Below are 24966 nucleotides of genomic sequence, written 5' to 3'. Positions count from 1 at the left end.
GGCGCCGGCCTCGACGGAACTGATCAAGGGATGGATGTGATGTATATCGGCGTGGATTGTGGCACCCAGAGCACCAAGGTGGTGGTGGTCGATGGCAGCGACGGTCGCATCGTCGGCGAGGCCTCGCGACCCCACAAGCTGGAGCAGGGCGACCATGGGCGGCGGGAGCAGCGGGTCGAGGAGTGGACCGAGGCGTTCCGTGGCGCGCTCGACGAGGCGCTGAAGGATGCCGGCGTCGGCGCGGAGGCCATTCGCGCGATCGGTGTCTCCGGCCAGCAGCACGGCATGGTGGCTCTCGACGAGGATGGCGTACCGGTACACCCGGCCAAGCTCTGGAACGACACCGAGACTGCGGAGTGGAACGAGCGACTGATCGACCGGCTCGGTGGCGAGCAGAGCTGCATCGACAAGCTGGGCCTGGTGCTGCAGACCGGCTATACCGCCTCGAAGGTCGCCTGGCTGCGCGAGACCCATCCGCAGGCCTATCGCCGGATCGCCACGCTGCTGTTGCCCCACGACTACCTCAACTTCTGGCTGACCGGCGAGCGCGTGGCCGAACCGGGCGATGCCTCAGGCACCGGCTACTTCGATACGCGGGCGCGGACCTGGCGGCGCGATGCGTTCGAGATCATCGCCCCGGAGCTCGACTTCGACAGCGTGCTGCCCCGACTGATCGACTCCCGCGAGGCGGTGGGCAAGGTGCGTCCGGCGCTGGCCCGTGAGCTGGGCCTCAGCGACGACGTCATCGTCTCCAGCGGCGGCGGCGACAACATGATGGGCGCCATCGGCACCGGCAACATCGAGCCGGGCCGGGTCACGATCAGTCTCGGCACCTCAGGCACCATCGCCGTTCACTCTGGTGAACCGGTGGTGCCGGAAAACGCCATGGTGGCCAACTTCTGTGCCAGTCACGGCGGCTGGCTGCCGCTGATCTGCACCATGAACGTGACCTCGGCCACGACCACGCTGCGGGAGTTGGTCGGGCTCGACATCGACGGGTTCAACCGCGCCGTGGCCAAGGCGGAACCGGGCGCGGGCGGCATCACGCTGCTGCCTTTCTTCAGCGGTGAGCGTGTGCCGGCGCTGCCGCAGGCGCAGGCCAGCATGAGCGGCATGACCAGCTTCAACACCACGCCGGAAAACCTGTGTCGCGCGGCGGTCGAGAGCGCCACGTTCGGGCTGCGCTACGGACTCGAACTGCTCGGCTCGCTGGCGAGCGAGGCGACCCAGATTCGTCTCGTCGGGGGTGGTGCGAAGAGTCCGGTCTGGCGTCAGATCGTCGCCGACGTGCTCGGTCTCGAGGTGGTATGCCCGGAAGTCACCGAAGCCGCCGCCTTCGGCGGCGCCATCCAGGCACGCTGGTGCGACGATCGCGACTCCGAGGTGGCATTGGACGAGCTGTGCCGGGATTGGGTACGGCTGGACGAAGACACCCTGACCCGGCCACGGCCGGAAGTGGTCGCCAGCTACGACGGCATCTACCGGCGCTATCGTGAGGCGCTGAGCCGGGAGTATGGCATCGCCTGAGGCTCGCTCATTGCGGTAAGGGGGAGGGCATTGAAATCATCGCCTCTCCCCCTCATAAGACAGAACAGGTGCGGTGATTTTCCGCTGGAATTCCAACTTGCCAGGCCCTCCGTCCAACCAGTATCGACCCTGATCGTCGATCGCCGGAAACACGCCATGTGGCACGGCGATGACCACGTATCGGTGTTATGCTTTCAGAATCAGGATTGCGACGGGATGCAATCACACGCCACAACGATGGAGCGATTCATGACACAGCAACTCGACTCTCTCAAACAGCTTTCCATGGTGGTTGCCGATACCGGCGACCTGGATGCCATTCGTCGCTATCAGCCGCACGATGCGACCACCAACCCTTCCCTGATCCTCAAGGCTTTCGATCTCGAGGGTTACCAGGCGCTGATCGACGAGACACTGGCGGCGGTCAAGTCCGACATCAGCGATGTCGACGCCCGCGTCGAGGAAGCCGTGGACCGCCTGTCGGTGGCTATCGGTACCGAGATCACCAAGCTGGTGCCCGGACGGGTCTCCACCGAGGTGGCGGCCAAGCTCTCGTTCGACGAGCAGGCCAGCATTGACAAGGCGCATCACCTGATCGATCTCTACGAGAAGCAGGGGGTCTCCAAGGATCGGGTGCTGATCAAGCTGGCCTCGACCTGGGAAGGCATCCGCGCCGCCGAAAAGCTCGAGAAGGAGGGCATCAACTGCAACCTGACGCTGCTGTTCTCCGATGCCCAGGCCCGGGCCTGCTTCGAGGCTGGCGTCTACCTGATCTCGCCCTTCGTCGGTCGTGTCACCGACTGGTACAAGAAGGCCACCGGCACCGAATCCTATGCGCCGGACGAGGACCCGGGCGTCAAGTTCGTGCGCGGCGTGTGCGACTACGCCAGCCAGTATGGCTACGACACCGTGGTCATGGGTGCCAGCTTCCGTAACACCGACCAGATCCGGGCGCTGGCCGGCTGCAACCGCCTCACCATCTCGCCGGCGCTGCTCGAGGAACTCGCCTCCACGGATGGCGAAGTGACGCGCAAGATCACCGATCAGGGTAGCGGTGCCAAGCGTCTCGACCCGATCGGCGAAGCGCAGTTCCGCTGGGAGCACAACGAGGACGCCATGGCCACCGAGAAGCTGGCCGAAGGTATTCGCACCTTCGCCGCCGACCAGAAGAAGCTGGAAGGTCTGCTGGCCAAGCGATTGGGCTGAGTCTTTTCTTTCAAGCTCGACGCAGAGACACCCGGCTATATGCCGGGTGTTTTTTTATTGATGGACCGGGCTTGGCTGATTCCCGAGTGAAGAGTGCGTCACTGATCGTGAATCAGCCATCCTCACCGCTGATTGACGAGGGGGCTTAACGCTCGCCCCCTCGCCGCTCCCCCTCTACTGGTGTCGCAAGACCGCGAAACCCGGTATGAGAATGCGCCTGCGCTCCGGGTCGGCGCGCACGGACATCCTTGTCCTGGCGCGCCTCGCGCGACATCCATGTCGCGCGACCCGGCTTAGCGCTTCTCATCCCGCGCGGTCTTGGAGACGCCGGGTAAATTCCAGCCTTATTCGATGTACGGTGAGGATCGCTAATTCACGATCATTGAAGCTCGCGACAGCAAGCCACTGCGTGAGTCGGTTACGTCTTACTCCACACATCCGCCAGAATCTCGTAGGACTTCACCCGCTCGGCGTGGTCGTAACAGTCGGTGTTGACCATGATCTCGTCGGCCCCGGTACGGTCCAGCAGCTCGTCCAGTTGCTGGCGTACGCTCTCGGGCCCGCCGACGACGGCGGCTCCGAGATTCTGGGCGACCATGGCCTGCTCCTGGGGCGACCAGTCGAGATGCTCCACCGGTGGCTGGGTCCGCGTGCTCTTGCCACGGATCAGGTTGAGGAACTTCTGCTGCTGGGTGGTGGCGAGAAAGCGGGCGCGCTCGTCGGTATCGGCGGCGACCAGCGGAATCCCGATCATCGCGTGAGGCTTGTCGAGCACCCCCGGCTGGAAGCCTTCGCGATAGAGATGCAGGGCCTCGATCATGTAACCGGGGGCGAACTGACCGGCGAAGGCGAACGGCAGCCCGAGCCTGGCCGCGAGCTGCGCGCTGTAGCCGCTGGAACCGAGCAGCCAGATCGGCACATGGGTGCCTTCGCCGGGAATCGCCCGCACCCGCTGGCCGGGTACGGTATCGCCCAGGTAGCGGCGGAGTTCGTCGAGGCGATCGGGGAAATCGTTGACCCCGGCGCGCGGGTCGCGACGCATGGCCTGCATGGTGATGCCGTCGGAGCCCGGGGCACGGCCGAGGCCGAGATCGATACGCTCCGGGTAGAGCGTCGCCAGCGTGCCGAACTGCTCGGCGATCGCCAACGGCGGATGGTTGGGCAGCATGATCCCGCCGCTGCCGATGCGCATGGTCGAGGTCGCCCCGGCGATATGACCGATCAGGACGCTGGTCGCCGCGCTGGCGATACCGTCGATATTGTGGTGCTCGGCCAGCCAGTAGCGGTTGTAGCCCAGGCGCTCGGTCTGCTGGGCCAGGTCGACGCTGCGGCGGAACGTCTCCGCTGCGGTGCCGTCACGCGTGATCGGCGCCAGATCCAGTACCGAGAGAGGAGTATCGGCGAGTCGTGACATGAGCGTTCCCTTTAGGAAATGGGCGGGCGCTCGTTAGCGCCCTCATGATCTCCATCATGAGGGCTGTTGCGATGAATGCAACCGATACCCGCTGTCGATCTCCACGCTGTGCCGGATTGCTCGGACGTCAGAACGAGGTCTCTGCGTCTAGATCTCCTGCAGCAGTGCCTGAATGTCTTGACGACGTCCGGCATCGGCCGTCTCCCGGCCGGGCCGCGGCGCGGCGGCCATCGCTTTCTCGAGTGCCTGCCGGGCCTGCGCGTCGTCGCCCTCGTCGTGAAGGAATTGGGCCCAGAAGTAGTTGCTGTCGATCCCGTCGGGATTGAGGTTCAACCCTTTCTGCAGCAGCTCGCGCGCCTTGTCGTCGTCGCCGAAGCTCAGGGGCCAGCCGGGGACCTGGTGATAGAGGGTGCCCAGGCTGGTATAGGCCGACCCGTCCAGCGCCGTCGGATCGATCGATATCGCCCGCTCGAACTCGGAGCGCGCCTCCTTGACCAGGGAGAGTGCGCCCAGGCCACCCTCCGCACCCGCCTGGGAGCCTCGGATGATGCCTGCCCAGGTGTGCAGCGCCGCGCTATCGGGCTGCGCCTTGAGCAAGGCCTGCGCACGCTGGTAGAGCTGATCGAAGTCGTCGGCACGCCGCGCTTCCGGCGTCTTGTACTGGATATTGGCCCAGCGGCTCTGGAGCTCGTGCAGACCCGCGGCGACCGCGGTCGCCGATGCCGCGCTCGATGCCGTCGGGGATTCGGCCGCCAGTGCGAGCGGGCTGCCGGCAAGCGCAATTCCCGACATAGTGGCAAGCGCGGTGGCGAGCATCAGCGCCTTCATGGATCGGTATGCTGTCATGGTGATCTCCGTGTACGGATCATGGCGAGGGGGAGGGGCGACGTGCATGCTGCTGGATCGTCGGGAGCCGTTTCCTGAGTGCGCGGTCGACGATGCCGGGTAGGATCCCGTTCAACTTGACCAGCAGGCACTCCGGCCAACCGAGCTGCCGATCACGAGCCTGCGCCTCGATGCCGCGAATCACCCTCGCCGCGACCTGGGCAGGTTCGTCCACGTGGTTGCCCAGTTCGGTATTGAGGGCATCGGCGCGGTCGCTGTTCATGCCGGTTCGGGTGGCCCGAGGCGAGATGTGAAGCACCTGGACCGGGGTGTCGGCCAGTTCCCGGCGCAGCGCCTGGCTGAATCCGCGCAGAGCGAACTTGGTCGTGCAGTAGGCGGTGTAGCCGGGGTGCCCGATGGCGCCGAACGCGGAACCGAGGTTGACGATCCAGGCGCTGTTCTCGTGCAGCAGTCGCGGTAGCAGCGCTTGCGTGAGCAGCAGGGTGGCGGTCACGTTGAGTTCCACCATCGACGAGATCGCTGCCGGGGACTGCTCGTCGAACAGGCCGAAGTGATTGACGCCGGCGGCGTTGATCAGCATGTCGATACGCGTCTCTTCCGCGGTCTCGACCACCCGGCGACGATCCTCGGACGTCGTCAGGTCCGCGGACAGCGTGCGTATGCGCTCTGGCGCCAGCGCTGCCAGCGCTTTCAGGACGCTGGCGTTACGCCCCACGATCAGCAGCCGTGCGCCGCGCTGTGCCAGCAGGGTCACCAGTTCACGTCCGATACCGCCGCTGGCGCCGGTGATCAGGATGCGGCGATCAGACCAGCGCATGGCTCAGGCCCTCGTGGCTGACGGCGTCGTCGGCGTCCTGGCGGAGGTTGCGGAACATGGCACCGTAGAGGCGGTAGACCATGTTGGCGGCATCGATGATGGCCTGGAGGTCGGCGGGATCTTCGAGCCGGTTGATCTGCTCCTCAAAGAACGCCAGATGGCCGATATCGAGGCTGCCGTGGGACTCGAGATAGCGGAAGGCGTTGGCCGGAAGGCCCGCGCGGTCTCGCATCTGCTCGGCGGCCTGGGTGGCGATGGCGGTGCTGGTGCCTTCCAATACGTGCACCATGCCGAAGAAGCCGACCGGATTGTCGTAGGCGATCACGTCACGGACGTAGCGCACCATCAGTTCGGTCGCCGGCGCCGGGGTCGCGCTGGCGACCGCCTCGGCATCGCCGCCCAGGGCTCGAATGTCGTCCAGGATCCACTCCTGGTGGCCGTACTCCTCCTCGATGTACTCGACCAGCGCGCCACGCAACCACTCGAGACGCGGAGGCAGGCGCGCGCCGCAGGCCATCATCAATGGCACCGTCTGTTTGACGTGATGGTAAGCCTGCGCCAGAAACGCCTGATAGATCTCCTGGGTGATGTTGCCCTCCAGCGCCTGGCGAATCACCGGCGTGTCGAGCAGCCATTGGCGATGGCTGGCGGTGGCTTGTTGCAGAGTTTCGTAGTGGGACATGATGTCGTCTCCTCGGACGTGGACGGATGGCCTATGCATCCGCCGATGGATGTAACGGGCTGGTCAGCCAGGTGTGGTAATGCGCGTTCAGGGCGTCACGGCGCAGCCGACCATTGGCAGTCGCCAGACCGTTCTGCGCGGTAAAGGGAGTGCTGCGTTGCCACAGCGAGACACGCGCGTAATCGGGCAATCGGGCATTGGCGCTGGCCACGGCGTCCTCGATCTGGCGATCGTTGACCCAGTCGCCCCGCGGTACCAGCAAGGCACGGTTGAAAGACTGTGCTTCACCGCTTACCCAGGCCTGGGCAATCGCGGGTTCGGCGGTCAGTTCGGCTTCGACCCAGGCCGGATCGACATTGCGTCCGTAGGCGGTGATGAATACCTGACGACGACGGCCCTTGAGTCTCAGCGCATCGCCGTCCCACTGCCCCAGATCGCCGGTGGGCCAGACGGTCGGCGCCGGCGCGCTATCACCCAGATAGCCCAGCATCACATTGCCCTGGACCAGAACCTCGCCGTCGTCGGCCAGTCTGACCTCGACGTGAGGCAGGGGGCGTCCGACGCTGCCGGGATGCCGTTCACCGGGACGGTTGAGCGTGACCACGGAGGCGCACTCGGAGAGGCCGTAGCCCTCGAATACCGGCCAACCGGCGGCTTCCGCGCGCGCCAGCAGCGCTGGCGACACCGTGGCCCCGCCGACGGCGAAGAAGCGGCCAAAGCCGATGGGGGCATCGCCTTGCCGGGTGAGTAGCGCCGACAGCAACTGCGGCACCAGAATCAGGCTGTCCGGCGCCTGGCGACTGATGACCCGCCAGCCGCTGGCACTGTCGAAGCCGCTGGCGCCCTGCCAGCCCAGGGCGGCCAGCGACGGCAGGCTAATACTGCCCCCGAGCCATAGCGGCGCATAGATGCCGCCGATGTTTTCCAGCAGCGTCGCCAGCGGGAGTACCGCCAGGTGACGGCGCACGTCGACGCTAGCGGCGATACCAGCGAGACTCTCGGCGACCGTGAGCTGATTGTCGCTGCTCAGACAGACCCCTTTTGGCGTACCACTGGTGCCCGAGGTGAAGGTGATCTTGTGGGTGCCCGCGGGCAGCTTCGGCGGTGGCGAGACACCGCGACGCCGCCAGAGCATGGCGTCGGCATCCGGGGTGGCATCGAAGCCCAGTACGCTCGTCAGTGATCCGGGGCCGATCAGGGTATCGATACCGGCCTGGTCAACAAGGTGGGTCAACTGCGCCGGGGTGAAGAAGCCTGGCAATGGCACGTTGACGATGGCTTCCTGCATCATCGCCAGATCCCACAGCGCCCAGTCGATGCCATTGTCCAGCGCCAACCCCACACGTTGGCTGCCGAGCCGGCGCAGCTGCCGTGCCCGGGAGTCGACGAGCGGCATCAGGTCGCCGTAGCGGATTGACCGGGTTTCATCCTCCAGGGCGATGCGGTTCGCATCCTCGTTTCCCAGCGCCCGGAGATGGTCCAGAAAGCGCTCACGCATGATCGATGTCCTTGAGATGCGGGGCCGCGGCTGGCACGGTGGTGGTGGTGGAGCGGCCGTGGCTCGGGGTGAGACGATGCCAGGCGGCGATCAGGTCGCCACCCATGACCCAGGGCCGATGCAGGTAGTAGTTGCCCCAATCGCCCTGGGTGTCGCCCAGCCGGGCCGGATCGGCGTCCGCCAGACGGTGGACGTCGAGACCGAGGCGTCGAAAACCGTTGCGCACCGTCGCCGTCGCGGTGAATGCAAGCCAGCGGCACTCCTCGGCGACGAGCGAATCGATCAGGGCGCGAATCAGCGCGACCGTCATGCCTGGGCGGCGTGCCGCCAGGTTGCCGATCTCTGCCAGTGCGGTGCGCTCCACCGGCTGCTCCAGCACCGCGGAGAGCGCCTGCTCGATGGGCGTTTCCAGGTAGCACTCGAGAAAGAGCGGGGAGGCGTCGGCGCGACGGACGCCCACGGCAGCCTGCAATTCATCGCGCTCCCAGAGCCCGTAGAGTCGTGGCGCGAACTGGCCGATCGACGCACCATGCTGCTGCCGGTAGGTGTCGGCGATGAAGTTCTCGAGCGTGGCGCGCTCCCGGTCGCCGCGGCTTTCACGCCATACGGTGTTCGCTGCTGAAGCAGGTAAACCCGACATCGATAGCCCTCCGACAAGTTGACGGAGGCTAGATTGAAGGGCAGGGGCTTAACGAAGTCTTACGCTGGAACCCGGTGGGGGAATCTTTCGCCCCGTCCGGACCAGGCGCTCGGCCGGGGCTTCCGCAGAGCGCGGCGGGGTCGTCTACACTATTGACGTCGAAGGAAATCAGCACAATCAAAAGGGGACGACATGCCTAAACTCGGCAAGCAAGGCGTATTCATCGTCTCGGCGGTGGTGATCGCGGCGATCGTGGCCATAGGCGCGATTTTCCCGACAGGATTTGGAAATATCGCCAATGCGGCACTGGGGGCGACAACACATTACTTCGGGTGGTTCTACCTGATTTCCGTGTTCGGATTCGTCATTTTTCTGGTCGGCTTGGCGTTCAGCAAGTACGGCAAGATTCGCCTGGGGCCACAGGACAGCAAACCGACTTACGGTTTCTTTTCATGGGTCAGCATGCTGCTCGCGGCGGGCTTCGGGGTCGGCCTGGTGTTCTACGGCATGGCGGAGCCCATGACGCACTACATGACGCCACCCTATGGTGACGTGGAACCGGAATCCGCCGAATCGGCTCGTTACGCGATTCAGTACGCTTTCTTCAACTGGGGGATTCACCAGTGGGCGGCGTTTTCGGTCGTCGGTCTGATCATCGCCTACTACCAGTTTCGCAAGGGCCAGGCGGGCATGGTCTCCAACGTACTCTCGTCGGTCACCGCGAAACGCCCGAAGTTGCGCCGTCTCGGGCCGGTCCTCGATATCTTCGCGGTCGTCGCAACGGTGATGGGCGTGGCGACCTCCATCGGCTTGGCGGTACTGCAGATCAATGGTGGCCTGCACTCGGTGTTCGATGTGCCGGAAAACATGATGTGGCAGTTCATCATCATGGGCGCGATGTTCATCTGCTACATGATCTCGGCCACATCGGGCCTCGACAAGGGCATCAAGAACCTGTCCAACCTCAACCTGATCATCTGCTTCGCACTGATGTTCTACGTCCTGTTCACGGGGCCGACCATCGCGATTCTCGAGACCATCACGCTGGGCATCGGCGACTACCTGCAGAACTTCATCGGCATGAGTCTGCGGATGTCGCCCTACGATGACAGTCAGTGGGCCTCGAACTGGACCATCTTCTACTGGGCCTGGGTCATTGCCTGGTCGCCGTTCGTGGGGACGTTCGTGGCGCGAATCTCGCGCGGGCGAACCATCAAGCAGTATGTTTTCGGGGTGCTCGTGGTGCCGCCGCTGCTGGCTTGCCTGTGGATCGGGGTCTTCGGTGGTGCCGCCATTCAGATGGAGATGAACAGCGATGCGGGTCTTGCCCAGGCAACGGCGGACAATATCACCTCGGCGCTGTTCCGCATGTTCGACCTGATGCCGTTCTCGAACGTACTGTCGGTCGTCGCACTCTGCCTGATCTTCATCTTCCTGGTGACCTCGGCGGACTCGGCGACCTACATCGTGTCGCAGATGACGGACAACGGCTCGCTCAATCCGCCGCTGATGAAACGTATCATCTGGGGGGTACTGATCGCGGCGATCTGCCTGACGCTGCTCTCCGCCGGTGGCGAGAACGGACTGAAAGGGCTGCAATCGGCCTCGGTGCTGGCGGCGTTGCCCTTCACCTTCATTCTCTACGGGATGATATTCGTGACGTTGAAGGAGCTGCGCGCCGATCGCAAGGCGATGCTGACCGCACTCTATCGGCGCCATAGCGATACCCCGGTCGGGGCCGACGCCTTCGAGGCCGAGGAGCTGGGCGAAGAAGATCGCTATCGGCGTGCCCCCGACGTCAAGAACCGGCGCATCAATCCGCGCTGATCGTCGGCGTGGGGAGTCCCGGCCCCGGTCTGCAAGGACCGGGGCCGTTTTCGTCGCTGGATCGGAACGGCGGGAACGCACGGGGGAGCGCCGAGCGAATCTGGCGCCGGTGGCGAAAAATCGTGAACCAGCCTAATTTGTGACTGGATTTCATCTTCATGCCGCCGTTAATAAGATGATAAAGCCTTGCGGAGCTCATCCATGCCACCGGCCTTGAAGTCTTCCCGACGACCGCGTCATGGCGCCACTCGCCGCGGCGTGGCGTCTGCCGATTCCAGGATCGACCGATGGCTCGATGCGCTGGTCAGCCTGTTCGTGGTCACGGCACTGATCGTCGGCGGCGCGGCGCTGCTTGTCACCCTGCTGTTCTGAACCGCTCGAGGTCGGCTCGGCTCCGACCTGCCATCTCCAGGTCTTCCGCGCGGAGCCCGCGCCGGCAACACCCTGTCGCGAGATTTGCTAGCCCTCGCGGCGTCTGACCTGCAGGCGTTGCATTGACGCCACCAGATCGTTGAACCGTTCCCCCTGAACCTGCACATGCGCCTTGATCGCGGCCTCGGCAGCGTCGGCCTCGCCTCGCTCCAGCGCTGCCATGATGGCCTCGTGCTCGTCGAAACTGCTGGCGAGGCGGTGGCGGGCGTGAAGTTGCAGGCGACGATAGGGTTTCAGGATGGCATGCAGGCGGGCCGCTTCCTGGGTAAGAAAGTCGTTGTGGCTGGCTTCGTAGATCAGATGATGGAAGATGCCGTTTTCGTAGTAGTAGCCATCGGCGTCTCCCGAACGCATGCACGCCCGGCAGGCCGCCTGGGCGCGATGCAGTGCCGCCAGCTCTTCGGGGGTGGCGCGTCGCGCCGCCAGCCGAGCGCACATGCCCTCCAGTTCCGCCATGACCTCGAATCGCTCGACCAGCTCGGTGACGCTCAGTTGAGCGACGAAGGTGCCGCGCTTCGGCAGGACGCGCACCATGCCCGACGCCGCCAGTTGCTGCAGTGCTTCGCGAATCGGGGTGCGCGAGCAGTCGTACTCCCTGGCCAGAGCTTCCGGGTCCAGTCTGTCCCCCGGCGCGTAATGGCCGTCGACGATGGCATCCTCGAGCAGGTCGCGAAGCCGCTGGGCATGCGGGATGCGGGCCATATTAGACTTTCTCCTATGTTGACACCCGGTCGGCGGGGGCATAACTGTTATATATAACAGAGCGATGACATGTATGTTAACTGCCGGTTGCCGATTCGCGCGATCGGATGGGGTTCCGGCCCGCTGTCTCGCTCCGTTCACGCTCACCGGCGACGTCGCGCGGCACCGGTGGAAGCTTCAGTCTCCGATCCGAGAGGGACGGCATGAACGTCAACATGAATTTTCTGCAGGATCTGCTCTCCAGTATCGGCCGCCGAACCCGAGGCCAGTACCTGTTCGGTGGCAAGGACGGCGACAAGCCGAGCAGTCTGGCGAGATTGACCTCGGTGTGCGAGACGCTGATGCACCCCGGCGGTGAAGCCTCGCAGATCCTGATCGCCCAGGAGGCGCTGGAGCGCTACGCCTCGCTGGATGACAGCGACCGTGTCGCATTTTTCCAACTGCTGGGGGAGCGCTACGCCGCCGAGCCCGATGCCATCCATCAAGCCTATGCGGCGTATCGCGATACTGGGGACAACGCCAGTCTGCAGCGGCTGTTCTCCGCCTGCGAGCCGCGACGACAGCATCTGCTGCGCCGACTGAATCTGTGCCCCGGCGGCACCTACGAACTGGTCAAGATGCGCGCGGACCTGTTGCGCTGTCTCAAGACCCACCCCGAGCTGGCGCCGCTGGACGCCGACTTCGAGCACCTGTTCGCCTCGTGGTTCAATCGCGGTTTTCTGGTGCTCGAGAGCATCGACTGGAACACACCCGCGGCGGTGCTCGAGAAGATCATTCACTACGAGGCGGTGCACGCGATCGGCGACTGGTCGGACCTGCGCCGCCGCCTGGACCCGGAGGACCGTCACTGTTACGCCTTCTTTCACCCGGCCACGGGAGACGAGCCGCTGATCTTCGTCGAAGTGGCGCTGTGCAAGGGCATTCCCAACAGTATCCAGACGATCCTCGAAGGGGGCGACGACGTGCGCCCGGAAGAGGCCGATACGGCCGCGTTCTACAGCATCAGCAACTGCCAGGCTGGCCTGCGGGGTATCTCGTTCGGCAACTTCCTGATCAAGCAGGTGGTTCAGGAGCTCAAGCGCGAACTGCCCAACCTGGAGAAGTTCGTGACGCTGTCGCCGGTGCCGGGTTTTGCCAAGTGGTTGGCGGCCGAGCGTGAAAGCGGCGCCTGCCAGCTGAGCGATGAGGTCGCAGACGGTCTGGATGCCGAAGGCTGGGTCGAGAACCCCAAACTGCGCGAGAAACTCACGCCGGAGGTGCGCGGCCTGGCGGCGCATTACCTGATCGACGCCAAGCGCGACAATGGCCTGCCGTTGGACCCGGTCGCTCGCTTTCATCTGGGCAATGGCGCCAGTCTCCATCGCCTCAACTGGCCCGGCGACACGTCCGAGAACGGCCGCCGCCAGTCCCACGGCCTGATGGTCAACTATCTCTACGAGCTCGACCGGATCGAGCAGAACCACGAAGCGTTCAGTCGCGAGGGCACGGTGGTCTGCACCAGCGACATCCGTCGCGATGCCAAGCAGGGGCGCTCACGTTGCCGTCATGGCTCCCGCACCGACGCCTGATCGGTCGCGTATTCAAAGCAGGAGAGGTGGAATGAATCACAACTTGTATCTGCAGTTTTCGGGTAACTTCGAGCGCGATCCCGACAAGGTACTGATCGACACGCCGAGTGGCGAGACGTATCGCTATCGCGACGTGCTGTCCACATCGCGGCGGCTGGCGCGGGTGTTGCTCGATCTCGGGGTCGAGCGGGGCGATCGGGTCGTCGTCCAGGTCGACAAGAGCCCGCAGGCGATCATGCTCTATCTGGCCTGTCTGCAGACGGGGGCCGTCTATCTGCCGCTCAACACCGCCTACACCGAAGCCGAGGTCGAGTACTTCCTGACCGACGCCGAGCCGCGGCTCTATGTGTGTCGTCCGGCCGATGTCGAGACCGCACGGGAGCTGGCGCGACGCTGCGGTGTGCCGGCCGTCGAGAGTTTGGGCAGCGAGGCGGATGGATCTCTGATGGAGCTGACAGCGCGCGCCGAGGAGGAGACGAGCATTGTCGAACTCGCAGCCGATGAGCTCGCGTCGATTCTCTACACCTCCGGCACCACCGGGCGCTCCAAGGGGGCGATGCTCAGCCACGGCAATCTGGCGGCCAACAGCCAGGCGCTGGCGCAGACCTGGCACTTCAGCGCCGATGATCATCTGCTGCATGCGCTGCCCATCTTCCATACCCACGGGTTGTTCGTGGCGTGCAATATCGTCCTGACCGTGGGCGCGTCGATGACCTTCCTGCCCAAGCTCGACCCCGAGCAACTGCTCGACCTGATGCCGCGGGCGACGGTGCTGATGGGCGTGCCGACCTTCTACACCCGCCTGCTCGCCAGCCCGCGCCTGGACCGGACGACGACCGCCAACATGCGGCTGTTCGTCTCCGGTTCCGCGCCGCTGCTGGCGGAAACCCATCGCGAATTCTCCGAGCGAACCGGGCACGCCATTCTCGAGCGCTACGGCATGACCGAAACCAACATGAACACCTCCAACCCCTACGACGGCGAGCGCCGCCCGGGCACGGTCGGTTTCGCGCTGCCGGGCAGCGAGGTACGTATCACCGACCGCGAGAGCGGCAAGACTCTGGCGGCCGGGGAGACGGGACTGGTGGAGGTTCGCGGCCCGAACGTCTTCCAGGGCTATTGGCGCATGCCGGAAAAGACCGCCACCGAGTTCCGCGGCGACGGTTTCTTCATTACCGGCGATCTCGGCCTGATCGATGCGGATGGCTACCTGCAGATCGTCGGGCGCGACAAGGATCTGGTGATCTCCGGCGGCTACAACGTCTATCCGAAAGAGATCGAGCAGTGGATCGACGAGATGCCGCAGGTCGCCGAGTCGGCCGTCATCGGCGTGGCCCATCCCGATCTCGGCGAGGGCGTGACTGCCGCAGTGGTGCTGAAACCCGGCGAGTCGCTCGACGAATCCCAGGTGCTGGCGGCGCTCGAAGACAAGGTGGCTCGCTACAAGCAGCCCAAGCGCGTGTTCTTCATCGACAGCCTGCCGCGCAATGTCATGGGCAAGGTGCAGAAGAACGCACTGCGCGACCGTTATGCCGATATCTACCGTAGTGCCGAAACGGTCGGCAAGTAGCCTGTCGTTTCACTGATGGCCCCGCCGCGTGGGTAACGCGGCACCACAGCCACGCGTGAGTGGCTGTCTCGACACACGCCAAGCTCCGATAACCGGGCTAATCATGACCATTCTCGACAATAACGCCCCATGAGGTGATAACGATGGTGATTTACGGTGTAGCACTCCTGGCCGGCTGCATGCTGGCCGGGCTGATCATCGGCGACGTACTCGGCCAGATGCTGGGAATCGATGCCAACCTGGGTGGCGTGGGTATCGCCATGCTGCTGCTGATCTTCGTGACCGGATATCTCAAGGATCGCGGCAAGCTGCCGGAAACGACCGAAAGTGGCATCAACTTCTGGAACGCGATGTACATTCCCATCGTCGTCGCTATGGCGGCGAGCCAGAACGTGGCCGCGGCCTTCAGCGGTGGCATGGTGGCGATTCTCGCCGGCGTCCTGGCGGTGGTGCTGGGGCTGGCGCTGGTACCGGTGCTGACCGGCAAGAAAGTCGACGACGCGAGCCCGCTCGAGTCGGCCCCGACCACCCCTAGCGGCCACTGAGAGAGGATACCGACATGAACGACTCCATCGTCTCCCTGGTCGACAAGTATCACCTGATCGCTGCGTTTGCAGTGGTCGGTCTGACCATGTACATCGCCTATTGGCTGAGTCGGCATCTGACCGCTGGGCGCCTGCACGGCTCGGCGATCGCGATCATCATCGGCCTGGCACTGGCGTACGTCGGTGGCGTGTCCACCGGCGGCAGCAAGGGGCTCTCCGACGTCACGCTGTTTTCCGGCCTCGGCCTGATGGGGGGCGGCATGCTGCGGGACCTGGCGATCATCGCCACCGCCTATGGCGTGCGTTTTCAGGAGATCAAGAAAGCTGGCCTGCGCGGCGTGATCGCACTGTTCCTCGGCGTGCTGGTGTCGTTCGTCGCCGGTGCCGCCGTGGCGATCGGCTTCGGCTACACCGACCCGGTGGACATCACCACCATTGCGGCCGGCGCGGTGACCTACATCGTCGGGCCGGTGACCGGTGCCACCCTGGGCGCGAGTTCGGAGGTGATCGCGCTGTCGATCGCCGCCGGTCTGGTGAAATCGATTCTCACCATGATCGCGACACCGTTGACGGCCAGATTGATCGGCCTGGACAATCCGCGCTCGGCGATGATTTTCGGTGGCCTGATCGGTACCACCAGTGGCGTGGCCGCTGGCCTGGCCGCCACTGACGCGCGCCTGGTGCCCTACGGGGCGATGACCGCGACGTTCTACACCGGGCTCGGCATCCTGCTGGCGCCGACGGTGCTGTTTCTGGCCGTACGCGCGATCTTCTGAGACAAGGGTGGCCGGCGGGAGCCGGCCGCTCCACTAAGGCGACGAGAACGCCCGGTTGAGACACCTGCCCGGGCGGGACGCCGGGACCGGAGCGATGGCGACGCAGCCTCGACCCGCGGACTTGGCCTGATAGAGTGCCAGGTCGATCTCCTCCAGCAATCCCTTGGAAGTCTGGTGGCGGTGTTCGCCGACACCCGCGGAGAAGCTGACGCGCAGGTCCAGTGTACTCAAGGCTTGATGGCGGAGCTGGCCCAGCACACGGTTCACCGTCGCCTGTGCCGAAAAGCGGTCGATGCCCGGCAGGATCATCAGGAACTCCTCTCCGCCCCAGCGAATCAGGGTGTCGCTGGAGCGCAGCGCGCCGGCAACGAAATGGCTGAACTCCCTCAGCACCGTGTCGCCGACGGCGTGGCCATAGCGATCGTTGATCGCCTTGAAGTGATCCAGATCCAGCATCGCGACGGAGATCCTGTCGCCAACCCGCTTGCCGCGCTCCAGCGCCTGCTCGAGCAACTCCCCGCCCATGCGACGGTTGTGCAGACCTGTGAGGTCGTCGCGTGTCGCCAGATACTCGAGACGCCGGTTTTTCTCTTCCAGCCGACGTTCGACGTCGCGCCGCTGGGTGATGTCGACCAGAAAGGCGACTCGCTGGGGGTTGCCCCGTTCGTCACGGCTGACCGTGTCCTCGAGCATCACGGTGCGGGGGGTACCGTCGTGAAGCCTCACCTCCAGCGAGTGGCGCTGGTTCAAGGCATGGGGAAAGCTGGCGGCATGCCGTTTTTCCGCGGCCTGTCGACTCTGCGGGGGTAGCAGCTTGCGAAAGTGGGCGTTGAGCAGTTCGTTTTCCGCGTAGCCGAAGAACTCGCAGAACGCGCGATTGACCTGGCGCAGATATCCGCCCGCATCGATCGTGCACACGCCCATGGGCAGGTTCTCGAGGATCTGACGCAGTTGGGGCTGGTGCCGGGGCAGCAGGTTTGCCGTGGCGTCGTCAGCGGCCACCTCGCCGATGGCGATCAAGACGTGGCGTGAGGACTCGGTATCGCCAGGCGCCCCGAGCGAGGAAACCTTGAGCTTCACGGCCAGCGGTGGCTGACGGTGCTGGCGGATGTAGAAACTGTGCCATTGTCGTGAATCGTCGACGGCGACACTCAGCAGGGCGGGGTGATCCCGGCCCGCGGCCGGATGCCGTCCGGCATCGAGCCACTGCCAGGGGTCGGCCATGGGGAAGCGGTCGTCCAGTCGCAACTGGCGTTTTGCCGTTGCATTGGCGTCGACCAGTAGCGGTACGCCGCTGTCGAGCCGGTAGATCAGTGCCGCGATATCCAGCGTGTCCAGACCATCCGGCGTCGAGGGACGCGCCTGTCGTGACAATCGTCTTTTCGATGCAACCATGAGCCAGGGTACCGTGAGTTCCTACGGTGAATAGAGCTGCCGAGCGTCCTGCGACGGTCAGTACCGTCCCTTGACCAGCGCGAAGCGCGAGTCCGGGCAGACGGGTAGCCGTTCCGCGACCGGCCGGGCAAACCAGTATCCCTGCTGCCTTGCAATACCGTGCCGATAGAGCCAGCGAGCCTCTTCCAAGGTCTCGATGCCCTCGGCGACCAGCTTGATGTCGAGATGGCGCGCCAGGTCGACGAGATGGCGGATCACGATCTGTTTTCGGGGTGAGGCATCGATGTCGCTGATCAACTGGCGGTCGATCTTCAGCATGTCGGGCGAGATCTCGGCCAGCAGATCGAGGTTGGCGTAGCCGGTGCCGAAGTCGTCGAGTGCCGTCTTCATGCCCATGGCACGGTAGCTGGCCACGATTTTCTGCAGGTGGCGCCGATCCGTGACGCTCTCGCTTTCGACGATCTCGAAACATAGTCGACTGACCGGCCATCCGACGCGCTCGGCAGCTGCCAGCGTCGCCTGGATACAGGCTTCGGGTTCATAGACGGCGTTGGGCAGAAAATTGATCGACAGCACGCCCCGCGCGTTCAGCCGATGGGCGATTTCGATCGCCTTGACACGACAGGCCTGATCGAAACGATAGCGTGTCCTGTCATCGACCTTGGCCAGCACGGCTGCGGCGGACTCTCCCTCGGGACCTCTGACGAGGGCTTCGTAGCCATAGACGCGGCCCTCGTCGATGTCGACGAGCGGCTGGAATGCCATGGTGAAATCGAAATCCAGCGGCGCATCGCAGCGTCCGCAGACGTTATCGTGTCTGGCGCAACCCGGCATTGTTGTCCTCCCTGACGACATGCACTGCCATGATGAGCCTTGCCAGCAACGCACTCCATTGCGGTCCTGACAAGTTAACTAAGCTTAGAATAGATGACTATGATCGAATAGCAGTGATTTGGTAGGTAAGTGTGAATCCTGATGCGAGGATCGTCGCAGATCGCCGACGGTCGTGCCGCCTGGAAAAGACACTCTCGAGTACTACCGCCCGATGACGACTCTCTTTCCCAATTCGCGAGGTCTATGAAACCGTCTCCGGCTACCCTCTTCTATATTTTGCTGATCGCGCTGGGCGTCGCGCTGGATAAAGGCGTCTGGCAGATCCCGCGGGAGTGGAATCCGCTGGCGCCACTGGTCGTCAGCGACCCCGTGACGCCAGTCACTCGCTGGAAGCTGAAGGCGCTCTCCGGAGATCGCGACGCCTATCTGGCGGCGCTCGATACCGCCCCCGACATTCGTTACGCCCCGCTGGCGGACTACACGCCGGTCGCCGGCTGTCCGTTGGAGAACGTGGTGCGCGTAAATCACACCCAGGTCCGGTTCAATGCCAGTTTCGTCGCCAGTTGCCCCCTGGCCCTGGCCTGGACCATGTTCGAGCAGCACGAGCTGCAACCGCTGTCGCAGCGGATCTTCGGCGAGCGGGTCGCCAGCGTCCGCCACTATGGCTCCTTCGCCTGTCGCAACATCTATCACCGGGAGAACGCGAGACGAAGCGAGCACGCCACGGCGTCGGCGCTGGACGTCGCCGCCTTCGGGCTGGAGGATGGTCGCAGCATCAGCGTGCTCGACGATTGGCGGGACGGCGGTGAACGCGGCCGGTTCCTCGAGGAGGCCCAGAAGGGTGCCTGCCACTACTTCGGGACCACCTTGGGGCCCGACTACAATGCCGCCCATGCCAACCATTTTCATCTCGGCATGCGAGGTATCTCGTTCTGTCGCTAATCGGTCCGCTCGACGCCTTCGCTGGCTTCGGTCATGACAAAAACCTCGCGGGGACCTAAGGTTGTCGGTATCTCTCGCGGATGCGCTTGTCATCGATAGTGACGGGGCGTTCGCTGCCGCCCGATCCTGTTTTTCCACCGAGAGGAGTAGTCCATGCGTCTGACCATCAAGGGTGTCGAGGAGGGCAAACCGATCCCGGCGACCTTCGCTTTTGCCGTCCCGGATCCGGAGCAGCACATGCGCCTCAGCGACAATCGCAATCCGGAAGTGCGCTGGCTGGACGCGCCATCGGGGACGCGAAGCTTCGTGATGCTGGTGACCGACCCCGACGTTCCCGGCGTGGCGGATGACGTCAACCAGGAGGGCAAGACGTTGCCGCCGGAACTGCCGCGAGTCGACTTCTATCATTGGGTGCTGGTCGACATCCCGGCGGAAGTCAACCTGCTGGAGGAAGGCGAGATGGCCGACGGCGTGGTGCCCAAGGGGAAACCGCCGGGGCAGACCGCCAAGGGGATCAGCGGCATCAACGGCTACACCGGTTTCCTGGCCGGCGATCCCGACATGGCGGGTGTCTACGGTGGCTACGACGGTCCCTGTCCGCCGTGGAACGACGAGATCGTCCACCGCTACACGTTCAGCCTGTTCGCGCTGGACATCCCCACGCTGGGGCTGGCGGGCGAGTTCACCGGTGAACAGGTCCGCGAGGCGATGGCCGGTCACGTCCTGGCCGAATCCAGCGTCACCGGGACCTATACGCTCAACCCGGACCTGCGCTGAGTCGTCATGGCGTCGTCACCCCACCCGGCGACGCTGCGCCGTGCGATCCTGGCCATGGCCGAATCGCGCGGTTCCGCCAAGACCTTCTGTCCCTCGGAAGTGGCGCGCCAGTTGGATGACGACTGGCGCCCCCTGATGGCGCCGATACGGGCCAGTTCGCGCGAGCTGGCCCGCGAGGGGCGTCTCGCTGTGCTCCAGCGGGGACGGGCACTGTCGCCGGAAGAGGCTTGGCGCGGGGCGATCCGGCTGCAGTTGCCGGCCGATCGCGATGGATGACGACGCGCGAGGTGTCCGCCGCACCGGCGTCGGCATGATGGTGCTGTTCTGGGTGCTCCTGCTGCTGTTGGCGGGCTGGTGGTTTCGTGGAGTGGAACAGCGGCGTAGTCATCCCAACGCGGAACTGGCGACCGCGACGTTCGAGCATCAGGCGCCGGTCACCCTGGAGCGCAATGCGCAGGGCCACTTCGTGGCGCCGGGGGAGGTCGATGGCCAGGCGGTGACGTTCCTGATCGATACCGGCGCCACCTACGTCTCGCTTTCGCAGTCTCTCGCCCGCACCTTGCAGATCGAACCTGGGCCGGAGGTCATGTTTACCACGGCCAACGGTCGCGTCAGCGGCAATCTGGCCACGCTGGAGAGTGTGAGGCTGGGAGGGCTGACCGCCCGACAGGTGCCCGGTTCGATCCATGCGGGTATCGGCGACGACGTGGTGCTGCTCGGCATGAGCTTTCTGGGCCGGTTCGATATTCAGATACGCGGCAGTCAGATGATCGTCGGCCCGCCAGACCCTTGATTTGAGCCATACTGGGAATTCGGCGGTACTGGAAAAAAGATCCCCGGACTCGAGCGACATCGATGTCCCCACGGGGAGAGCTTGCCAGCGAGGGGAGTGCCATCGACATGAGCGCACGCAAACCGTATCGGCTCGCTGCCTGGGTGCTGGGCGCCGTCATGGTGGTCGTGGGCCTGATCCTGGTCGTGGGCGGGGGCTGGCTGATCGTCCTGCGGGGCAGCGGTTACTATCTGCTCGCCGGTCTCGGCCTCCTGGCCAGTGGCGGGCTGCTGATTCGTCGCCATCCGGCGGCACTGCTGCTTTACGCGATGGTACTGCTGGCGACGCTGGCCTGGTCGCTGTGGGAGGTGGGATTCGACTGGTGGCAACTGGCGCCGCGGGTCGCGCTGCCCTGCGTGCTCGGGATCGTGCTGCTGTTGCCGTGGTGGAGAAAGCCGGTGGCCTCTCCGCTGGGAAGCGGCGCGCTGGCGCTGGCCGTCGGCCTGACGATCGGGATCGCGGTGGTCGCGCAGTTCATCGCGCCGGGCACCATCGAGGGACGACTCGATCCCGAACGCAGGGCGCAGGTGATCAACGAGGCGCAGGTGGCAGGAGAGAACTGGCCCGCCTACGGCGGCACCAATGCCGGTACCCACTATTCGTCCCTCGACCAGATCACGCCGGCGAATGTCGGCAGGCTCCAGGAAGCCTGGCGCCTTCGAACCGGTGACATCGCGACGTCCACCTCGCCACCGGAGATTACCAACGAGAACACGCCGCTGAAGGTGGGCGACAATCTCTTTCTGTGTACTTCCCATAGCCGAGTGATAGCAGTGTCACCGGAAACCGGCGACGTCCGATGGACCTTCGATCCCGAGCTCAGCAGGATGGGCGCCGACGATTTCTCTGGCTGGGCGCACATGACCTGTCGCGGTGTCGCCTACTACGACGTATCCGATTACGCCGACACGGCGGGGAGTGGCGTCGCGACCGGGGGTGGCGCTGCCGGGAGCGACGAAGGCCCCGTCGCGCCGCGAGTGCCGTCGATTGGCCAGACGGACGTGATGTGCCCGCGACGACTCTTCGTGCCGACGGCCGATGCCAGGCTGATTGCGCTGGACGCCCAGAGCGGCGAGCGTTGTCCCGGTTTCGGGGTCGATGGCGAAGTCGACCTGACGCGCAATATCGGCGATTTCGCGCCCGGCGGTTACTACGCCACGTCGCCGCCGGTGGTCACCGAACACTTGGTCATCATCGGCGGTCACGTCACCGACAACGGCTCCACCGATGAGCCCTCGGGGGTCGTCCGGGCCTACGATGTCGGTACGGGAGAGCTGGTCTGGAACTGGGACAGCGGCAATCCGGAAGCCACCGCTCCCATTGCGCCCGAGGCGACCTACACCCGCAACTCCCCCAATGCCTGGGCGCCGCTCAGCGTCGACGAGCGCCTGGGACTGGTCTATCTGCCGACCGGCAACGCCACGCCGGACCCGTACGGTGCCGATCGCGACGAGAATGACGAGACCTACGGCGCGGCACTGGTGGCGCTGGGTCTCGCCACCGGCGGGGTCCGCTGGCGGCAGCAGTTCGTCCACCACGACCTTTGGGACATGGATACTCCCGCCCAGCCGGTCCTGCTCGACCTCCAGACGCCCGACGGCATGTTGCCGGCGGTGATTCAACCGACCAAGCAGGGCAGCCTCTACGTGCTCGACCGGGGGACCGGGGAGCCGATCGTGCCGATCGAGGAGGTCAAGGCGCCCAGCGGTGCGGTCGAGGGTGACTTCACCGCGGCGACCCAGCCGCGTTCGACACTCAACCTGCTGCCGCCGCCACTCACCGGCAGCGACATGTGGGGCGTCTCGCCGATCGATCAGATGCTGTGCCGCATCCAGTTCCACGCTCTCGACTATCGAGGGCAGTACACGCCGCCGTCGCTGAACGGGAGTCTCGTCTATCCCGGCAATGTCGGCGTTTTCAACTGGAGCGGAGTGGCCGTCGATCCGGCGCGTCAGGCGATGTTCACCAGCCCCAACTATCTCGCCTTCGTCTCGCGTCTGATCCCCCGCGACGGCGAAGACGATCCGGAGGCGTCCGCCAGCGAGCAGGGCGTTCGACCCAATCGAAGGGCGCCATACGCCGTCGAACTGGGGCCGTTCCTGTCGATACTCGGCCTGCCTTGCCAGGCGCCGCCCTGGGGCCAGGTCGCGGGGATCGATCTCGGCAGTCGTGAAGTGGTCTGGCAACATCGCAACGGCACCACGAGAGACAGCATGCCGTTCGACCTGCCGATCCCGTTGGCCGTCGGCGTCCCGGCGCTGGGCGGGCCGATCACCACCGCCGGTGGCGTCAGTTTTCTCAGCGGCACGCTCGATCAATATCTGCGGGCTTACGACCTGACCAGTGGTCGCGAACTCTGGAAAGCCCGGCTCCCCGCAGGCGGACAGGCCACGCCAATGACCTACCGGGGCAGGGACGGCCGCCAGTACGTGGTCGTCACGGCCGGCGGGCACGGGACTTTCGGCTCCCGTATGGGGGACTATGTCGTGGCTTATGCATTGCCTCGGGACGCGCTGCCGTGAGCGAACGGCATGGCGTCATGGTAATGACGGCTTGCGAACTTGTTGCCCGATTGGCAGGCAGGATGAGGCTCGTGACGCTGACGACCAGCGTCAATGTTCAAGGAGAGAATCGATGGTGGCGGGAAATCTTCGGCTCGGCGCTTTGGCGCTGACGGTGACGCTGGTGCTGGCGGGCTGCGAGAGCCTTTCGACGGGATCGTTTCAGATGCCCGATATCTTCGGTGGTGCCGACAGCGATGAAACCGTGGTGAAGCGCCAGATCCCCTTTCCGGCCGACGAGTACGCGAAGCTGGAGAAAAAAGGGACGTCTGCCGTGCAGGGGCGTCTGACCTACGAGACCTCCGCCGGCCAGACGTTGATCGGTGCCGGCGAGACGGTATCGGTAGCGCCCGCGACCCGTTATGCCGCCGAAGCCGCCGACGTGGCGCTCTCGGGGCGCAAGATCGAACCTGCCGACCCACGGGCCCGGGAATACACGCACTACGCCAAGACCGACGACAACGGCTATTTCGTCGTGCGCGGCATCCCCGCCGGTGTCTTCTACGTCGCCGGCAGCGTGTTGCTTCCCGGTGGCAACTCGCGCAGTCCGATCATCATCAAGCAGATCGAACTCGGCGAGGGGCAGACCCGGGATGTGGATTTGAGCCGCTGAGGTCGGCGACGGGAAATGGAGGTCGAGACGGCGCGAGAGACGGGCCGTGAACCGGAGGGGCGAACGATGTTGACGATCTGGGGGCGCGAGAGCTCATACAACGTCCAGAAAGTGCTGTGGCTGGCTGACGAACTGGGACTCGACTACGCCCATCGACCGGCGGGGGGAGAGCAGGGCGGCCTGGACGACGAGGCGTTTCTGGCGATGAATCCCAACGGGCGGATTCCCGTCATCGAAGAGGACGAGACCATCGTCTGGGAAACGCACGCAATCCTTCGCTACCTGGCTTCGGCGCATGGCGGACAGGATTTTCGGCGCGCCTCTCCGGCCGCCCAGTCGCTGATCGATCGCTGGCTCGATTGGTCGTTGTCCGAACTGGAGCCGGCTTTCTTTGGTGGTATCTTCTGGGGCTTCTATCGCACGCCGGGCGACCAGCATGACGATGTCGCCATCGAACGTTCGCTGGCCAAGTGCGACCGGCTCTACCGCCTCCTCGACGAGCGCCTGGCCCAGAGTCCGTTCCTCAGCGGAGATCGGCTGGGATTGGCCGATATTCCGGCCGGCACCACGCTCTACCGTTACTTCGAACTCGAGATACCGCGACCGTCGCTGCCCAACGTGGAAGCGTGGTATCGACGGCTGCAGCAGCGCCCCCACTATCAACGCCACGTCATGCGCCCCTTCGGCGAACTTTACGGACGCCTGACTTACTGATCCCGCGCTAAGAAATTCGCCAGGAGCGACACCCTGCATGGCGTCACGACGGGCATCTTGATGGTGCGCTCCCGGAGGATTCCAACCCAAGGTACTTTGGCCGCCAGCGATACTGGGTTACAAAGGGAACAATTCGGGTATGATGCTGTTTAATTCGCTATGTTCTGTTTTTAAGCGTAGCGTCAGTCTTTGTTTTCGAAGTCGGTTTTCAGAGACAGCAGTATCATGATGGCAAGCCATAATGCAGT

24 protein-coding genes are annotated in these 24966 nt (G+C 64.7%); 15 read left to right on the top strand and 9 right to left on the bottom strand.

Translation table 11 applies throughout. The annotated features are described in order from the left end of the window. Positions 1–39 precede the first annotated feature (39 nt). Positions 40–1527, top strand: coding sequence for a xylulokinase (gene xylB / locus DOM45_RS05840; RefSeq protein ID WP_110598579.1), 1488 nt, complete (start codon positions 40–42; stop codon positions 1525–1527). Between the two features lie 249 nt (positions 1528–1776). After that, on the top strand, positions 1777–2733 hold the full coding sequence (gene tal, locus DOM45_RS05835) for a transaldolase (RefSeq protein ID WP_110598578.1): 957 nt from the start codon (positions 1777–1779) through the stop codon (positions 2731–2733). Between the two features lie 418 nt (positions 2734–3151). On the opposite strand, the gene DOM45_RS05830 is transcribed toward tal, so the two are convergent. The 6 genes from DOM45_RS05830 to DOM45_RS05805 all read right to left on the bottom strand — a co-directional run bounded on the left by DOM45_RS05830 (position 3152) and on the right by DOM45_RS05805 (position 8630). After that, positions 3152–4147 carry an LLM class flavin-dependent oxidoreductase gene (locus DOM45_RS05830; RefSeq protein WP_110598577.1) on the bottom strand — a complete coding sequence of 332 codons (996 nt, stop codon included), beginning with the start codon at positions 4145–4147 and terminating at the stop codon, positions 3152–3154. Positions 4148–4294: 147 nt separating this feature from the next. Further along, a complete protein-coding gene (locus DOM45_RS05825; RefSeq protein WP_205909398.1) occupies positions 4295–4993 on the bottom strand; it encodes a tetratricopeptide repeat protein in 699 nt (232 codons plus the stop codon). A 19-nt stretch (positions 4994–5012) separates the two neighbouring features. Further along, a complete protein-coding gene (locus DOM45_RS05820) occupies positions 5013–5810 on the bottom strand; it encodes an SDR family oxidoreductase (RefSeq protein ID WP_110598576.1) in 798 nt (265 codons plus the stop codon). Next, positions 5797–6492 (bottom strand): iron-containing redox enzyme family protein, encoded by a 696-nt coding sequence (locus tag DOM45_RS05815; RefSeq protein ID WP_110598575.1) that lies wholly within the window; start codon positions 6490–6492, stop codon positions 5797–5799. The genes DOM45_RS05820 and DOM45_RS05815 overlap by 14 nt, the downstream gene beginning before the upstream one ends. Positions 6493–6523: 31 nt before the next feature. After that, entirely contained in the window at positions 6524–7990 is a 1467-nt protein-coding gene (locus DOM45_RS05810) for an AMP-binding protein (RefSeq protein WP_110598574.1), read from the bottom strand. After that, positions 7983–8630: a thermostable hemolysin gene (locus DOM45_RS05805; protein ID WP_110598573.1), complete on the bottom strand. Its 648-nt coding sequence runs from the start codon at positions 8628–8630 to the stop codon at positions 7983–7985. The genes DOM45_RS05810 and DOM45_RS05805 overlap by 8 nt, the downstream gene beginning before the upstream one ends. A gap of 192 nt (positions 8631–8822) precedes the next feature. Here DOM45_RS05805 and DOM45_RS05800 point away from each other — a divergent pair, with 192 nt between their 5' ends. Further along, a complete protein-coding gene (locus tag DOM45_RS05800) occupies positions 8823–10457 on the top strand; it encodes a BCCT family transporter (RefSeq protein ID WP_110598572.1) in 1635 nt (544 codons plus the stop codon). Positions 10458–10658: 201 nt separating this feature from the next. After that, complete coding sequence (locus DOM45_RS20160) at positions 10659–10829, top strand: hypothetical protein (protein ID WP_167404614.1); 171 nt, start codon at positions 10659–10661, stop codon at positions 10827–10829. A gap of 87 nt (positions 10830–10916) precedes the next feature. Here DOM45_RS20160 and DOM45_RS05795 read toward each other — a convergent pair whose 3' ends face one another. Next, the gene (locus tag DOM45_RS05795) at positions 10917–11591 is read right to left on the bottom strand and encodes a GntR family transcriptional regulator (protein ID WP_110598571.1); all 675 of its coding nucleotides are present in this window, start codon (positions 11589–11591) and stop codon (positions 10917–10919) included. A gap of 203 nt (positions 11592–11794) precedes the next feature. On the opposite strand from DOM45_RS05795, the gene DOM45_RS05790 reads away from it, so the two are divergent. From DOM45_RS05790 to madM, 4 genes are all read left to right on the top strand, one after another. Next, the gene (locus tag DOM45_RS05790) at positions 11795–13159 is read left to right on the top strand and encodes a malonyl-CoA decarboxylase (RefSeq protein WP_240612298.1); all 1365 of its coding nucleotides are present in this window, start codon (positions 11795–11797) and stop codon (positions 13157–13159) included. Positions 13160–13190: 31 nt separating this feature from the next. Beyond that, complete coding sequence (locus DOM45_RS05785; protein WP_110598570.1) at positions 13191–14729, top strand: malonate--CoA ligase; 1539 nt, start codon at positions 13191–13193, stop codon at positions 14727–14729. Between the two features lie 143 nt (positions 14730–14872). Beyond that, positions 14873–15274 carry a malonate transporter subunit MadL gene (madL, locus tag DOM45_RS05780; protein ID WP_110598569.1) on the top strand — a complete coding sequence of 134 codons (402 nt, stop codon included), beginning with the start codon at positions 14873–14875 and terminating at the stop codon, positions 15272–15274. Positions 15275–15288: 14 nt separating this feature from the next. Continuing rightward, entirely contained in the window at positions 15289–16050 is a 762-nt protein-coding gene (madM, locus tag DOM45_RS05775; RefSeq protein WP_110598568.1) for a malonate transporter subunit MadM, read from the top strand. A 33-nt stretch (positions 16051–16083) separates the two neighbouring features. On the opposite strand, the gene DOM45_RS05770 is transcribed toward madM, so the two are convergent. Both DOM45_RS05770 and DOM45_RS05765 read right to left on the bottom strand, forming a co-directional pair. Further along, a complete protein-coding gene (locus DOM45_RS05770; protein WP_162302600.1) occupies positions 16084–17424 on the bottom strand; it encodes a GGDEF domain-containing protein in 1341 nt (446 codons plus the stop codon). Between the two features lie 78 nt (positions 17425–17502). Beyond that, positions 17503–18279 carry an EAL domain-containing protein gene (locus tag DOM45_RS05765; protein WP_110598566.1) on the bottom strand — a complete coding sequence of 259 codons (777 nt, stop codon included), beginning with the start codon at positions 18277–18279 and terminating at the stop codon, positions 17503–17505. Positions 18280–18522: 243 nt separating this feature from the next. Here DOM45_RS05765 and DOM45_RS05760 point away from each other — a divergent pair, with 243 nt between their 5' ends. The 7 genes from DOM45_RS05760 to DOM45_RS05730 all read left to right on the top strand — a co-directional run bounded on the left by DOM45_RS05760 (position 18523) and on the right by DOM45_RS05730 (position 24718). Continuing rightward, complete coding sequence (locus tag DOM45_RS05760) at positions 18523–19221, top strand: extensin-like domain-containing protein (RefSeq protein WP_110598565.1); 699 nt, start codon at positions 18523–18525, stop codon at positions 19219–19221. Between the two features lie 153 nt (positions 19222–19374). Next, positions 19375–19998 carry a YbhB/YbcL family Raf kinase inhibitor-like protein gene (locus tag DOM45_RS05755; RefSeq protein WP_110598564.1) on the top strand — a complete coding sequence of 208 codons (624 nt, stop codon included), beginning with the start codon at positions 19375–19377 and terminating at the stop codon, positions 19996–19998. A gap of 6 nt (positions 19999–20004) precedes the next feature. Further along, positions 20005–20274 carry a DUF3253 domain-containing protein gene (locus DOM45_RS05750; RefSeq protein WP_110598563.1) on the top strand — a complete coding sequence of 90 codons (270 nt, stop codon included), beginning with the start codon at positions 20005–20007 and terminating at the stop codon, positions 20272–20274. Next, positions 20267–20791, top strand: coding sequence for a retropepsin-like aspartic protease family protein (locus DOM45_RS05745; RefSeq protein ID WP_110598562.1), 525 nt, complete (start codon positions 20267–20269; stop codon positions 20789–20791). Before DOM45_RS05750 ends, DOM45_RS05745 begins: the two co-directional genes overlap by 8 nt. Before the next feature lie 107 nt (positions 20792–20898). Further along, entirely contained in the window at positions 20899–23352 is a 2454-nt protein-coding gene (locus tag DOM45_RS05740) for a membrane-bound PQQ-dependent dehydrogenase, glucose/quinate/shikimate family (RefSeq protein WP_110598561.1), read from the top strand. Positions 23353–23464: 112 nt separating this feature from the next. Next, positions 23465–24004, top strand: coding sequence for a peptidase associated/transthyretin-like domain-containing protein (locus tag DOM45_RS05735; RefSeq protein WP_110598560.1), 540 nt, complete (start codon positions 23465–23467; stop codon positions 24002–24004). Between the two features lie 66 nt (positions 24005–24070). Next, the gene (locus tag DOM45_RS05730; protein WP_110598984.1) at positions 24071–24718 is read left to right on the top strand and encodes a glutathione S-transferase family protein; all 648 of its coding nucleotides are present in this window, start codon (positions 24071–24073) and stop codon (positions 24716–24718) included. Positions 24719–24966: the final 248 nt, after the last annotated feature.

The organism is Salinicola lusitanus, assembly GCF_003206045.1.
GTDB classification, from domain to species: domain Bacteria; phylum Pseudomonadota; class Gammaproteobacteria; order Pseudomonadales; family Halomonadaceae; genus Salinicola; species Salinicola lusitanus.
This window is presented reverse-complemented; position numbering and strand designations above follow the sequence as displayed.